The organism is Ruegeria arenilitoris, from assembly GCF_013035315.1.
In the GTDB taxonomy this organism is placed as follows: domain Bacteria; phylum Pseudomonadota; class Alphaproteobacteria; order Rhodobacterales; family Rhodobacteraceae; genus Ruegeria; species Ruegeria arenilitoris_D.
Map to the genome: position 1 here is coordinate 107,147 of NZ_WQHP01000009.1, position 15,678 is coordinate 122,824.

Sequence of the window (15,678 nt, forward strand, 5' to 3'; positions counted from 1 at the left end):
CGGCAAACGCCGTTCCCGTGCCCGGGTAGCTCAGGGGTAGAGCAGTGGATTGAAAATCCTCGTGTCGGTGGTTCGATTCCGCCCCCGGGCACCATTCCCAACAGGTAAGCTACTGTTTCCCTTCAGCTTTAACTGGAGCTGACCAAGGGCGTAGTACATGCTGGAGAACAAAACCGTTCCCTTCTCATTTGTGAAAGCAGGTGTCTTCTACTTCACACGACGGGTCCCGAAGGACCTCGATCACCACTATACCACCGGAAAAATATCCTTCTCGCTGCGGACAAGATCAGCGGCGGTCGCAAAGTCCCGAGCGCAAAGAGCTGCTCAGCAACTGGATGAACACTGGTATCACCTACGCATCCAAGACGTAGACCTACCGGGCAAGCATCTTCTGAGAATGGGAGCTGCGGTTGAGTTTGGGTCTTCGATGTCATGCGCCAATCAAGCCAGCGTTGACACTGTAAAGCTCGCAGAAGCCGTATCAGTCTATCTGCAGCTGAAGAAGGGGCAAGACGTCCAATCACCTTCCACAGGGCTGCTGAGCGGTCGTGTGGCGATATCGTGGATGTCTGCGGGGACAAAGACATCAGAAGCTATACCAAGGCGGATGCCAATGCGTTTCGCGACGAGCTGGTTAAGCGAGAATTGGCGGGTAGCAGTATCACCCGCATCTTTGGGACCGTCAGATCAGTCATCAATTTCGCTGCTTCTAAAGCCGGAATCAGACTGACCAACCCATTTGCTGGTGTGTACAACGACAGAAGTGCTGGTGTCGAAGATCGTGAACCTATGCCAATCGAAGCGATCCGCTCTCTGCAATCCAAATGCCGGTCCCTTGATGATGACTTGCGATGGCTGGTTGCTCTGGTCTCGGACACAGGGATGCGACTTGCAGAAGCTGCGGGTTTGCTCAAAGAGGATTTCGATCTGAATGACCCAGTGCCTCACGTAGTTGTCCAAGAGCATCCTTGGCGTCGGCTGAAGACATCAGGTAGTAACCGAAAGGTGCCTCTGGTCGGGGCGTTACTATGGGCCGCCAAGCGCTTGCTCTCTGAGAACACTGACAGCCGGTTTGCTTTTCCCCGATAAAAAAATCGAAAACTACGAACGCTAATTCTGCCAGTGCCGCGCTGAACAAATGGATGAAGCCATATGTACCGAGACGTTGCACCATGCACAGCTTTCGTCATTTGATGCGTGACAGGCTTCGCGCTGTCGAGTGTCCGTCCGACATCCTTGGCCAGATAGGTGGCTGGCAAACCGAAGGCGTAGGGCATGGATATGGTAAGGGTTATCCGCTTGAGGTTCTCAGCAAATGGCTGGAAGCAACGGCATAGCGCCAGCATGTACTACGCCCTTGGTCAGCTCCAGTTAAAGCCGAAGGGAAACAGTAGCTTACCTATTGGAAATGGTGCTCGGAGTCGTGCCCGCAAAAACTGCCAGTAGGCCATTATACGAGTCTCCGCAGGCCTCTCCGCGCGCCGTCTGTGATCATCCTAAAATTGGCTGGATGGTCACCCCTGGAAGGGCGGAGGCAAATACCACGACCTGTGGAAGGCCCAGAGATATTTGCGCGCAAATTCTTCGAGTCCGGCGAAGGCAGTCTGGTAGAGACCGCGTTGCATCTCGCCGGATGCCTTGGAGACAGCAGCTAGGCCACTCTTAGCGCTTAATTGGAAACCCAACACCCGAGCCCGCAATGGTCTTGAAAAGCTACATGGCGCAATCTGGCGCCCACAGGGAGGCGGGCGTTGCGCTTTTGACAGAACTTATGGCGGCAGCACTGACCGATGCTGTATTAGGGGACAATGCGACGCCGTTTCCCGGTGCTGCAGACGGCCCCCGCCAAAAGAACGCCGGATTCTTTGCAGTTGATCACGATGTCACAAGGAATGGTCTGCTAGAGAGTAGTGTTTTTACCTTTCGGAAGCCATGCGATCACAGGAAGGGCGTGTATTCCGGGTGATAGGCGTCGGCCAAACGGAGTCTTTCTGGTACGGAAAGCGTAGAGATAAATGCTGTAATCCTTGCCAAGATCAAAGTGCTTCTGAATTGAGTTGCCGTACCCCGACATTCTGGTTGATCAGGTTTTTGGTGCCTCGAAAACGGTTCAGCCAAAGGTTGAGTGTCGAAGTGATAGTAAATATGCGCTTTACATGTTGCATTTGCGCAATGGACCAAAAATTACTCTTCACAATTCAATTCTAACCAAGGCTATCTGGATAGCCTTGCGTATATCTTGCTCCGAGGTGTGATGGGGAAACTTGCGTTGTAGGCTGCCGTTCTGTCCGAACAAGGCGTGCCCCCATTTTGTTTGACTGTGACGTATGCGGGGTGCCAGGGTGTCGAAGAAATCAAGCTTGCTATTGGCGGTGTCATTTTTCGCTTTGATTTCAAACCCTTTGTTTGCAGCTCCGACTGCAGATTCCAAGGTTGGCGACACTGTGACCAATCCGGTGACAGGCCTCGATACCACCGTCAGCGCGCTGATTGTTGACCCCGCCTCGACGCCAACGGCCGGAACAACAGCCTTTGTCGAAACTGCAGATGGCTACGTTTTTCTGGTCAAAGAAGTCGGCGATACAATCTACAATTCTGACAATCCGCCGCTTGCATTTGACATTGTTTCCATTAGCGGGACAACTGCTCAAATAAGCAACTCTGGCGCGACTGGAACGGCCAGTCTGTCAACGCGGTTGACCCTCTCGCAGTACAATAGCAACTTTAACAGCGCTGGTACTCCTGGTGCTGTGACGCCGCCCGAAGATGTTTCTGGACCAAACGGTGTGAACCAGGTTGTCTACGGCCAGGATGGCAGCAACGGTCGGGATGGCGCATTGGTCGTTCCGCCAAGTTCGGGTGGCAATGGTGCGACTGGACCGACACAAACAAAAACACTCAGTAGCGATGTCAATGCCACAAGCAATATCGGTTGGCAGGTCGGCAGCGTCGGAGGAGACGGCGGCGACGGCGGCGATTCATACCTGAGTTTCTGGGACGGGCGCGATGGCGGCGATGGCGGCAAAGGGGGGACCGTCAACGCAACACAATCCAGCAGTAGCACGATACAAACATCAGGTGGTAATAACGAAGGTATCTTTGCATTCAGTCGCAGCGGCAAAGCTGGCAACGGTGGCAGCGGTTTTGCAGCACCAGGGGGCGGTACTGGCGGGCACTCGGCAGATGGTGGCAATGTAACTGTTACGCAGCGGGGGGCAATTTCCACATCCGGAGATTCGGCCGACGGTATTTATGCGCTGAGCGTTTCAAACAATGGTGGTAATGGCGGGTCGCAGTGGGGGCTGGTTGGATCCTCAGGCGACGGCGGGTACGGGGGCAGCGGCGGAATCGTCACCGTAAACACGGCATCAACCGCTAGCCTCCTCACGACGGGCAATTATGCAAATGGGATATACGCGCAGTCCATCGGGGGCTCAGGCGGGTCCGCGGGTACCAGCGGCAACCTGTTGGTTTCATTGATCGGCGGCGCGGACAACGGCGGTAATGGGGGCGCTGTCTCCGTTTCTCATGCCGGTGCGATAGAGACACAGGGTGACTTTTCGCGTGGCATTGTAGCTCAGTCAATTGGTGGCGGCGGCGGTTCCGGCGGCACCGCGGGTGGCCTGGTATCGCTTTCGCTGGGTGGCGTCGGATCGAATGGGGGCAGCGGTGACACGGTCAGTGTCACGGTTCAGGGCAGCGGTAGTATTCTGACTTCGGGTAAGGGTGCTGACGGGGTCATGGCGCAATCCATTGGTGGCAGCGGCGGGACCGGTGCGAACTCCTATGGTTTGGTCGCAATAGGCGGCACCGGATCCAGGGGCGGTACGGGTGCTGCGGTAAGTGTCCGAAATTATGGTCAAATTGTAACAGGCGGCGACAGCGCTCGGGGCATTATTGCGCAATCCATCGGTGGTGGCGGTGGTGATGGCGGTTCCTCCGGCGGTATGGTGTCGGTCGGAGGAAATGGCAACGGAGGCGGCGCCGGTTCGACCGTCACCATCGTCAATGACGGTATCATCACCACAACCGGAGACGATGCGATGGGCATACTGGCCCAGTCCATCGGCGGCGGTGGTGGTAATGGTGGCTCCTCTGGCTCGGTCGGTGCATTCGTGGGTGTGGCCATCGGCGGCGATGGCGGGGCCGGGGGAAAAGGCGGTGACGTCAACGTTACTCTGTCCAATACTGATAGCAGTCAGCCATCTTCAATCCAGACATCGGGCGACCGTTCGACGGGTGTGTTCGCACAATCTGTCGGCGGCGGTGGGGGCAATGGCGGCGGCGCTGTTTCGGTAGCCGTGGGCGCATTCGGCGCGGCCTCGGTGTCAGTCGGCGGCTCTGCAGGAAATGGCGGCGACGGCGGGGATGTTTCGATTAGTGGCAGCGGTTCTGCTTCGGTGCAGACCGGAGGCGACGACGCGATCGGTGTCATGCTGCAATCCGTTGGCGGCGGCGGCGGTAACGGAGGTTACGCGGTTTCTGTCGCAGTCTCGGGCGGCCCGGTATCGGGTTCACTTGCGGTTGGCGTTGGCGGTGAGGGCAGCGCTGGGGGCAAAGGTGGAACTGTTACGGTTGGCGAATTCAACAGCAGCGGTGTTGCAACGGCTTCTGGTTTCGATGGCACGGTTGTCACAACCGGAAACCGCTCGACAGGTATGTTGTTCCAATCGATCGGCGGCGGTGGGGGTAATGGAGGTCTTGCCGTGGCGGCGACCGGCGGCGCTTCCGCATTGTTTTCCGGAAATGTTTCGGTGGGTATCGGCGGACAGGCGGGCAGCGCCGGAAATGGCGGCGACGTTCAGGTCAATAACAAAGCGGATGTTGCTACGACAGGGACCAACTCCAGCGCGATGATCGCGCAGTCTGTTGGTGGCGGCGGCGGTAACGGCGGAGGCAGCATCGCCGCCGGCATCAGTGCCAGCGGAGGTGCAGCAGTCGGAATCAACGTGGGCGTTGGCGGCAATGGTGGCGGCGCAGGTATTGGCGGTGACGTCACACTGATCGCTGGCGGCAATACCATTGAGACCAGCGGAGCTTTTTCTAGCGGCGTGGTCGCACAATCTGTTGGCGGCGGCGGCGGCAATGGTGGTTACAGTATCGGGGCCAGTGCCGATATTGGCGGCGCAGCGGCAGGGTCGGTCAGAGTAGCCCTTGGTGGTAAAGCAGGCGGCGGCGGCGCTGGCGGAGCAGTGACGGCTCAGGTAGACGCGAACGTTACGACCCGAGGTGACGACTCCGGGGCCATTGTGGTGCAATCCATCGGCGGCGGTGGCGGCAATGGCGGTTTCAGCGTTGCCGCTGGTCTGGCTGCAGGCGGTGCAGGTGCCGGAACAGTTGATGTGGGGCTGGGCGGTGACGGTGGCATCGGCGGCATCGGCGGAAACGTCACCGGTGTTCGTGTCAATGGAGATGTGCGCACCGAAGGGATGCGTTCGACCGGGGTTGTAATCCAATCGATTGGTGGCGGCGGCGGCAATGGTGGCTTTAACGTCACCGCAGGTGTTGCAGCTGCAGGCGCCGGGGCAGGATCTATCGGCGTCGGACTGGGTGGTAATGGCTCTGTCGGTGGTAACGGTGGCGTGGTGGAAGGCCAGGTGGCTGGCAACGTCGTAACGCTTTCAGACAATTCCAGCGGCGTTGTGTTCCAATCCATCGGCGGCGGTGGTGGCAACGGCGGCTTCAACGTCGCTGCCGGGATCGCAGGGGCAGGGGCAGGTGGCGGGGCCGTCACAGTAGGCCTGGGCGGCGGCGGATCCGGCGGCGGTATCGGACAATCGGTGACCGGGCGGGTGACTGGCTCTATTGCCACTGGCGGAATGGACGCGACGGCTGTTCTGGCGCAGTCTGTCGGCGGCGGTGGCGGTAACGGTGGGTTCAATGTCAGCGCTTCTTTGGCAGGTGCCGGGGTGGCGAGCGGTGCAGTTTCGGTCGGCCTTGGCGGAGACGGTGGCAGTGGAGCTGTCGGCGGTTCGGTCAATCTGACGACAACGAATTCCATTGTCACAGCCGGTGATCGTTCTTCCGGTATTGTTGCCCAGTCCATCGGCGGCGGCGGCGGCAATGGTGGATTTAACGTTTCAGGCACCGGATCAGGCGCGGGCGTCGGATCCGGCGCAGTCAGCGTTGGGTTGGGCGGTACCGGCGCAGGTGGAGGTAATGGGGGCACGGTCTCGCTGACATCAGGCGGAACGATCCTGACCCAAGGCGACTCGGCGACAGCCTTCCTCGCCCAGTCCATCGGCGGCGGCGGCGGCAATGGCGGTTTCAATGTCAGCGCGTCAGTTCAGGGGTCGGGTACCGCTGGTGGTGCTGTGTCCGTGGGGCTTGGCGGCTCTGGCGGCGGCGGCGGCGATGGCAATACCGTGATCGCCACTTCCAACAATGCGGTCGAAACGCGAGGCGATCAATCTTCGGGCGTCGTGGCGCAGTCCATTGGTGGCGGCGGTGGCAATGGCGGGTTCAACGTTGCTCCCGTCCTGTCCGGTGCGGGAACGGCCAGCGGAGCAGTTAGCGTTGGGCTGGGCGGCTCCGGCGACACCGGCGGTAAAGGTGGCAATGTCACTCTGACTTCCAACGGAACGATCCTGACGGACGGGTTTGCCTCAAGCGGCTTTGTAGCGCAGTCGATTGGCGGCGGCGGCGGCAGCGGGGGCTTCAATGTTGCTCCGACTCTGTCTGGTGCCGGAACGGGTGCCGGGTCGGTCTCTGTTGGCTTGGGTGGCTCAGGCGACGGAGGTGGTGACGGAAGTCAGGTCACCGCCGGAACCACTGCCAATGTCGTTACTAAAGGGGATGCATCGGTAGGCATTCTGGCGCAGTCCGTTGGTGGCGGCGGCGGTAACGGTGGCTTCAACGTTTCTCCTGCACTTGCGGGTGCTGGCACAGGATCTGGTGCTATCAGCGTCGGACTGGGCGGATCTGGCGGCAGTGGCGGAAATGGCGGCATCGTGGGCTTGACGGTTCAGAACAGCGTTCAGACCGAAGGCGCACAGTCGAGCGCGGTCGTTGCACAGTCGATCGGCGGTGGCGGCGGCAATGGCGGGTTTAACGTCTCGGCCTCGGTGGGTGGCGCAGGAACCGGCTCGGGCGCGGCGGCCGTGGGTCTGGGGGGGCGCGGAACCGGCGGTGGTGATGCCTCTGCCGTTACAGCGAACGCCACTGGAAACCTTATAACGCTGGGAGACACATCCAGCGGTCTTCTGGCGCAATCCGTTGGCGGCGGCGGTGGCAACGGGGGAATGAACATCTCGGTCGCGGTTGCCGCGGCGGGTACAGGCTCTGGTGGAGCATCTGTCGGCCTGGGTGGTGCGTCCGGCACCGGCGGCAATGGTGGCACGGCTGAGGCCACCCTGACCGGCAACGTATCAACACAGGGAGATGAGTCCGGCGGCGTCATCGTGCAGAGCCTTGGCGGCGGGGGCGGCAATGGCGGCATGAATGTCTCGGCCACGGTCACGGTTGCAGGGACCGGCAGCGGTGGTGCATCGGTTGGCCTTGGCGGAAGTGGCGGCGACGGCGGTAACTCGGATACCGCCACTGGCACTGTAATTGGCAATGTAAGCACGGCTGGTGACAATTCCGGCGGTGTTCTGGTGCAGTCCGCGGCAGGCGGCGGTGGGAACGGTGGGCTGAATGTCTCGGCTGCCGTGAACCTTTCCGGAACGGGCGGCGGAGCGATTGGCGTTGGTGTTGGTGGATCCGGCGGTGACGGCGGGAATGCAAGTACGGCCACTGGCTCGGTCACCGGAGACGTCACTACGTCAGGCGATAATGCGACCGGTGTATTGGTTCAATCTGTCGGCGGCGGCGGTGGCAATGGCGGCGTCAATATCTCAGGCGCGCTCAGCCTTGCGCGTACTGGGTCCGGCGCGGCAGGTATCGGTGTCGGCGGCTTTGGTGGCAGCGGTGGCACGAGCGGTGTGGTCAGTAATACGTTCTCAGGCAATGTCAGCACCTCGGGCACACGTTCGGCGGGGATCATCGCGCAAAGCCTTGGCGGTGGCGGCGGCAATGGCGCCACGAATATTTCTGGCGCGATTTCGGTGGCCAGCAACTACTCCGGCGGTCTTGGGATTGGTGTTGGCGGATTTGGTGGCGACGGTGGTGCCGCGGACAGCGTCACGCAGCAAGTCACCGGGGATGTCACAACAACCGGGGATGACTCGGTCGGCATTCTGACACAAAGCCTTGGCGGCGGTGGCGGCAATGGCGGAACCAACATTTCGGCCGCTTTGTCCTTGTCCCGGTCAGCCAACGCGGCCGTTGGGATCGGTGTTGGCGGTTTTGGCGGCGGCGGTGCCGATGCTGGTGCGCTTGTGCAGTCGACAATCACCGGAGGTGTTTCCACCAGTGGAGATCGCAGCACCGGTATTCTGACACAGAGCCTGGGCGGCGGCGGCGGCAACGGCGGCACGAATATTTCAGCCTCTTTGGGTATCAGCCAGCAGAATGGCGGATCGGTCAGCCTTGGCGTGGGCGGCTTTGGCGGCGGCGCTGGCAATGCGGGTGCAGTCACCAGCACGGTGCGTTCCCGCACAGATTCTGGCGGAACGACCTCGATCGTGACGACCGGGGTGGACAGCATCGGCGTCATGGCACAATCCGTCGGCGGCGGAGGCGGCAACGGTGGCCTGAATGTCTCAGGCGCGGTGAACCTGACGGGCAAATCGGGTGCAGCCGTTGCTTTGGGTCTTGGAGGCTTTGGCGGTGGCGGAGGTGACGCCGCAGCGGTAACTCTGGATATCGAAAGCGATGTGGTTACGGCCGGCGATGGGTCGTATGGCGTGTTTGCGCAGAGCCTCGGTGGCGGCGGTGGCACTGGCGGCGTGAACATCTCGGGTTCTTTGGCACTGACAAAGCCTTCGGGGTCGGACACGATCTTCTCGGTCTCGGCTGGTGTTGGCGGCTTTGGCGGTTCGGGTGGCGACGCAAGCGATGTTGATCTGGACTATACTGGCAACATTCAAGCCGTTCCCATGGTCCAGCAATCCGAAGGCACATTCGAGGTTGATCAAAGCAAAGGCGCCAGCGGCATCATTGCTCAGTCCCTCGGTGGCGGCGGCGGTAACGGGGGAACCAATGTATCCGGCGGTATCGCGATCAGCGGCAAGCCCGGCGCGGGCCAGACGGATAGCAGCAAGTCCTACGCGGTGGTCGTGGGTGTTGGTGGCTTCGGGGGTGGCGGCGGTGATGCAGGAAACGTCGACGTAAATATCGGCGCGGGCAGCACGATCAAAGCGCACGGCACCGGACAGTCGGGACTGCTGGCCCAATCCCTCGGTGGCGGCGGCGGCAACGGCGGTTTGAACGTGTCGGGCGGCATCGTATCCGACAGTTCCCTGATTGTCGGCGTCGGAGGCTTTGCGGGTGACGGCGGCAAGGCCGGCGACGTCACGGTCACATCGCAGGCTGAGATCACGGTCACGACGAATCCGGACGATATCTCGATCCCAAATACAACAACGTTCGAAGATAAACTGCGCGATTTCCTTGGCGATATGATTGTCGATGACACCGAAGAGCTAGTGTCGACTTTCGGTCTTGAACGCCTGTTCATAGATATGGGCGTCTTCAACGAGGAAAAACCGGACACCGATGGCTCGGCCGGGTTGATGGCACAGTCTATTGGCGGCGGCGGCGGTAATGGCGGGCTGAATGTCTCTGGCGGTATCGCACTCAGCAAGGATGGCAAGATTCCTTCGGTTACTTTTGGTGTCGGCGGCTTTGGTGGCGACGGTAACGTTTCGGGGAATGTGACTGTGAACCACACAGGCGCAATTTCCGTTGCGGGCAACTGGAAGCACGGCGTTCTCGCGCAGTCCATTGCAGGCGGTGGCGGTAACGGCGCATTGAACGTGACCGGGCAGCTGAACTATGGCGACTCGAACAATTCCGACGGCAAAACCGACCTGAGCATCGTAGGCGGTCTGGGTGGTCACGGCGGAACCGGTGCGGATGCGGGCAACGTTTCCGTTACGCAATCCGGCAATATTTCGACAAACGGATATCACGCCCGAGGCCTGTTTGCCCAAAGCCTTGGCGGCGGTGGCGGCACCGGCGGGATCAACGCAACCTTTGTGGGTACGAAAGACAGCTCGCCGATTGCGATGGGCATAGGCGGCTTTGGCGGTGGTGGCGGAGACGCGGGCGATGTCACAGTTGCGCGCGGAACTGCCGTAGCTGCGGCGGGAACGATCACGACGGATGGCGTTGGCGCGCACGGAATCGAAGCGTCAAGCATCGGCGGTGGCGGTGGTGATGCCGGTATTAACGCGGTTGTGGGCATCAGCAAAACAACCGGCAACCAGAGCAATGGCGGCACCGGCGACTCGACGGACCGAAAAACACCCACCAACACGGGCGTCGATGACTCGGTTATCGCCAACTACAACGCCGTTCTTGATGAGCTGGAAGGCAAAGTGAATCCTGCGGATTCATCTGGCAATAAAACCGGTATGTCGGCTGTTATCGCCATCGGCGGTGATGCCGGAACAGCCGGAGACGGCGGCACAGTCGATATTGATCACTATGGCGATATCGTGACTAAACAGGACGGCAGCCACGGGGTCTTCGGCCAATCCATTGGCGGCGGTGGCGGAAACGCGGCCCTGAACCTGGCATTTGCTTATGAACTGTCCTCAGACCAAACCAACAAGGGTTTTGGTATTGCCGTCGGCGGCGGCACGGGTGAGGGCGGTATCGGCGGGGCCGTCGATGTGCGCAATACCGGCGATATCTCTACCCTCGGAGCGGATTCACATGGTCTGTTCGCCCAATCCGTTGGTGGCGGCGGCGGCAATGCGGGGTATAACTCGGCCTCGACCTCGGTGGATGGCGGCAACGTCAACATCCAGATCGGTCGGACCGGAGGCACCGGCGGCAGCGGCGGCACTGTATTTGCCAGCTCGGACGGCGTTGTCAGCACCACCGGCGACCGGTCTTACGGGTTCTTTGCCCAATCCATCGGGAACGGCGGCGGCAATTCGTCCTCGATCTCGGCCAGTATCGGTACGCCAAAAACCGGCGACAGCAAAGGCAACAAGGCCAGTGTGTCGGTCGGTTTGGCGGGTGGCACCGGCGGCGCGGCAGGCGACGTAACTTCCGTTATTGCGGGTACGGTGGTCACGCAGGGCGACGACGCCCATGCGGTGTTCGCGCAATCCGTTGGCGGCGGCGGGGGCAATGGCGGCAAGGCCAGCAACTCGGCCGGTGGCGGGATTTCGGCATCACTTTCCATCGGCGGCACCGGCGGAACCGGTGGCGTTGGGGGCAAGGTCGACGTGACAAGCTCTGCGCGGATTTCAACGACAGGAGAGCGCTCGATCGGTCTGCTGGCGCAATCGGTGGGCGGTGCTGGCGGTACAGGCGGCATGGTGCAGGCGGGTCAGAGCAATCTGGACACGATCAAATCCTTCGTCAGCCCGTCAACCGTAGGGACGGCAGCGTCGATCAACATCGGAGGCACCGGTGGGGACGGTATGACCTCGGACACAGTAACCGTTGTGAATGATGGAATCGTCACGACCGCCGGCATGATGGCGCATGGTATCTATGCACAATCCGTTGGCGGTGGCGGCGGCATGGGTGGTCTGGTTGAAAACCGTATCATCAACCTGCGGAAAGAGATCGGTAACACCGCGACGATTTCCATAGGCGGCAATGGCGGCACAGGAGCGATGTCAGCGGCAGTTTCCGTCACAAACCGCGAGTTAATTCAGACGACTGGCGACAAGTCCGTCGGCATCTACGCGCAGTCCATCGGTGGTGGCGGTGGTGATGCGCAGCAGGTGCGCAACATCATCTTGGGTCGGTCCTCGGACGGGGCGACAACAAATGCAATTCTCATTGGTGGCACTGGTGGCACCGGCGGATCCGGCGGCACGGTGACCGTCGTCAATGAAGCCGACGCAACTATTCGCACTACTGGCAAAGAAAGCCACGGTATTCTGGCTCAGTCCATTGGCGGTGGCGGCGGCAATGGTGGTTCCACGATTTCGGTCGACGGGCGCTATGGTGGGGCCGAGGCCAGCACACGGCGCGCCCTGCAATTCGGTCTGGGCGGATCGGGTGGCACCGGCGGCATGGGCGGCAACGTCTCAGTAACCAATGCCGGAACAATCGTGACAACCGGTGAAGGCGCGCATGGCATCTTTGCTCAATCCATCGGCGGTGGCGGCGGCAATGGCGGCAGTTCGATCACAGGGACGCTGCGTCTGAAAACGGGCGACAACAGCTCACCGACCGCGCAGCTGAACATTGGTGGTTCGGGCGGCAGCGGCAATGTCGCTGGTGATGTGGTCGTCACGAACAGCGGTGACATCCGCGTCGACGGTACAGAAGCTTATGGCATCATGGTCCAATCCGTTGGTGGTGGCGGTGGCAATGGCGGTCTGGCCGTTGCAATGGATGTCAACGACCTCAAGAACACCATGACCGGCAAGTCATTCTCGAAAATCGCCATTGGCGGTTCAGGCGGCGACGGCGCAGACGGCGGAGACGTTATGGTCAACCATACTGGCGCAATTGTTGTGAATTCGGAAAACGGGTTCGGAATCTTTGCGCAATCTGTTGGGGGCGGTGGCGGCAATGCCGGGTATTCGGTGTCTTCCCCGCTGGTATCGGTGCTGGACTACACAGTGTCTCAGCTGCTGGGCGCGCGTGAGGGAACGACTGGATCTGTGGGAACCGTTACAGTCAATTCGACCGGCGACATTCTGGTGAATGGCGCGGGCAGCGAGGCTGTTTTCGCCCAGTCAGTGAATGGCGGCGGCGGCAACGTTGTAACCTCGGTTGATTTTGCGGCGTCAACTGCTGGCACGGATGGAACAGGATCCGTCTATACCAGCGATATCTCTCTGGGCGGCGACGAAGTCTCTGACACGGCAGGCAACCGGATTACGCAGTCGCACACCGGCAACATCGCGACGACAAGTGACCGGTCAACTGGCCTGATGCTGCAAAGCGTTGGCGGTGGTGGTGGTACATCCGCGGCGAACGTAAGCATGCAGGATGGCGATGGTATCGACATCACGGCGCGATTGGGTGCGATCAACACCGATGATGCCAGCGGCGGCGACGTAACCGGCGGCCGGAGTGGAGATGTGGGAACCGACGGCGCATTCTCGTCCGCGGGGGCTGCGCAGTCCATCGGCGGCGGAGGTGGTAAGCTTGTGCTGAACAGCACTGGCGCGGCGGATGCGAACAAAGCAGCTTCCGTGATCCTTGGGTCTGACCCTAGTTTCCGCAATGACGGCGGTGACTTCGACCTGTCATTGAACGGCGACGTCACGACCACCGGTAATCGGTCTTTTGGTCAGAGCGTTCAAAGTATTGGTGCAGGAGGCGGCGAAGTCGTAGTCGCGGGCCTTGGACGTCTGGACGTCACCTTGGGCGCGCAGGACGACTCAACCGGTGACGGCGGAAACGTTGATCTTGTTAATACCGGGGGTATTGCAACCAGCGGTGCCGGGTCACATGGGTTCGTCATCCAAAGCATCGGCGGCGGCGGCGGTCTGGTTTCCACAGACTTGGATGCAAGCCAAATCACCGTCAACCTCTCGCCCGCCAACGGCGGTAACGGCGGTGACATCGTATTTTCTCAAACCGGAAACATCGTTACCACTGGTGAAAACGCGATTGGTGTCGTGGCCCAGTCGTTGGGCGGCGGCGGCGGCATTGTGGATTCGGTCTTCCGTGGATCCGCTGGCGGTGCAGGCGCTGGGGGTGCCATCGACATGGTGCTCGACGGTAACATCCTGTCTGTTGGTGAAGGCGGTATCGGCGTGCTGGCGCAATCCCAAGGGCGCGATGGCGCGGGTGGGATCACGCTAAGCTTTGACGGTGTCGTCATGGGCGGGACAGGGCAGGCGGACGCGGTCGCTGCAATCGTTGTAGATGGCGGTGCGGACAATACGCTGTCGTTGTCCAAAGAAACAATGCTGCTGTCCGGGAACAACCAACTGGTGAATGGCGGAGACGGCAATGAACAAATCTCGCTTGCAGGTGCAGCCTTGGGCAATCTCAACCTTGGAGGGGGCACCAATGGTCTGACTGTTGAGGAAGGCGGCGCTTTTTATGCGCTCGATAAGGTCAATCTGGGCACTGCCGGATTGATGCAGGTGAACGGCAACTTTGTATTGGGAGCGAACTGGGGTCTGAATACGGATTTGACGCCAACTATTCAGTCGGGTGACTTTGTCTTTACTGGAAACGTCAGCCAGACCACGAACCTGACCGGAAGTCTGGCCTTCGGCGCTACGGCATCTTCGACCTTCGACGTGTATTTCTTGGCCACAGGCGCATCTGGTGGCGATAGCGATCTGGTCAATGTCTCCGGTGATGCCACGATGGGTGGCACTCTGACGCCGCAGCTCAACACACTTCAACGGGCGTTGCCCCTTGTCATTGTTAATCCGGGTGGTTCGGCCGCAGATGCAGGGACTACGATTCAGGACACTGTGGTGTTGGATTACTCGATCGGTTTGAATGGCTCGACTTCAGACGGCAGTTCGATTGATCTGGTGATCACACCGGACTACTCGACCGCCAATATGAACGCGAACCAGGCGGCCGTTGGTGATTACATCAATCAAGTTCTGAACGGGCAGGGTTCGGCGGCACAAGGCGAGCTGTTTGCCCTGATAGGGAACATGACGTCCGAGGCCGAAGTGATCGAAGCTACGAGCGAATTCGCAGTGGCGGATTACGCCGCGAATGCGGTAGACACCTATAACGGCGCGCGTGTATTCGCAGATGCTTTGCATAATTGCGAACGGTTTACTGATTATCAGGCCGGTGATGATCCGCGCAATTGCGTCTGGTTCTCCGGGGGCAGATCCTTCTACGACCGAGACCAGACCAATATCTACGATGAGTTGGACATCAACAACACCAACCTGTCCGCCGGCGTCCGTTTGCCGGTCGGGGACGAACTCTACGCCGGTTTTGCGCTGGGTTATGACCAGATCAGCTTGCGGAATGGGACGCAGTACAACGCGACCGGTGATCGGTTCAATCTGGGCGCGTCGCTGAGCAAATACATCGGCCCTTGGGAGTTTGCGGGTGTGCTTTCAGCCGGTTGGTCGGACTATGATACAGACCGCTCGGGAGGGATCAGTGGCGTTCTGCCCAACGGAAATGCAGTGAACACCGTTGGCGTCAGTTCGATAAAGCATAAGATGAACCACCAGAGCCTACGGTTGAGTTTTGCGTATGACCACAGGTTTGCCGGTGGCAGCTCTTACCTGCGGCCCGAGATCGCCGCTGACGCAACCCGCTTGGCGACCGAAAGCAACGGCGACGCAACACTTTCGGGGATCGTTTTGCAGGGAGATAGCGAAATGATCTATTCGCTGACGCCGTCGCTTGAGATCGGGACGGAACAGATCCTCAGCGCTTCTCAAAAACTGCGCGCAAGTTTCCGGGCCGGTGCGATCATCTCGTCCAGCGATACCGTGTCAGTTCGCGCCGGGTTTGCGGGTGCCAATGCAGCCGATGGCGGATTTACAAACACCAGCTTTATCGGAGACGCTCATGGGTTGGTTTCGGCGCGACTGGGGCTGTTTGCTTTGGATGACAGCAGCTTTATCAATCTAAGTCTGGACCACATGTTCGGAGATTCGACTGAGGCTCTGCAAGTTGGTCTCGGGCTCGGGATACAATTCTAATTAATGAGGG

General features: G+C 60.1%; 3 protein-coding genes, 1 tRNA gene and 1 pseudogene. All 5 read left to right on the forward strand.

Features of this window, described 5'->3' with window-relative positions:
- Positions 1-19: 19 nt before the first annotated feature.
- The 5 genes and pseudogenes from GOV53_RS17880 (at position 20) to GOV53_RS17890 (ending at position 15,668) form a co-directional block, all read left to right on the forward strand.
- Positions 20-94, forward strand: a tRNA-Phe gene (locus tag GOV53_RS17880).
- A gap of 63 nt (positions 95-157) precedes the next feature.
- Positions 158-298: pseudogene (locus tag GOV53_RS21540) on the forward strand (DUF6538 domain-containing protein); the annotation flags it as partial.
- A gap of 263 nt (positions 299-561) precedes the next feature.
- Complete coding sequence (locus tag GOV53_RS21545) at positions 562-1,089, forward strand: site-specific integrase (RefSeq protein ID WP_367648798.1); 528 nt, start codon at positions 562-564, stop codon at positions 1,087-1,089.
- A gap of 83 nt (positions 1,090-1,172) precedes the next feature.
- Positions 1,173-1,337 carry a hypothetical protein gene (locus GOV53_RS21365; RefSeq protein WP_254439325.1) on the forward strand — a complete coding sequence of 55 codons (165 nt, stop codon included), beginning with the start codon at positions 1,173-1,175 and terminating at the stop codon, positions 1,335-1,337.
- 1,005 nt (positions 1,338-2,342) lie between these two features.
- Positions 2,343-15,668 (forward strand): autotransporter outer membrane beta-barrel domain-containing protein, encoded by a 13,326-nt coding sequence (locus GOV53_RS17890; RefSeq protein ID WP_170468933.1) that lies wholly within the window; start codon positions 2,343-2,345, stop codon positions 15,666-15,668.
- The last annotated feature ends 10 nt before the right edge of the window (positions 15,669-15,678 follow it).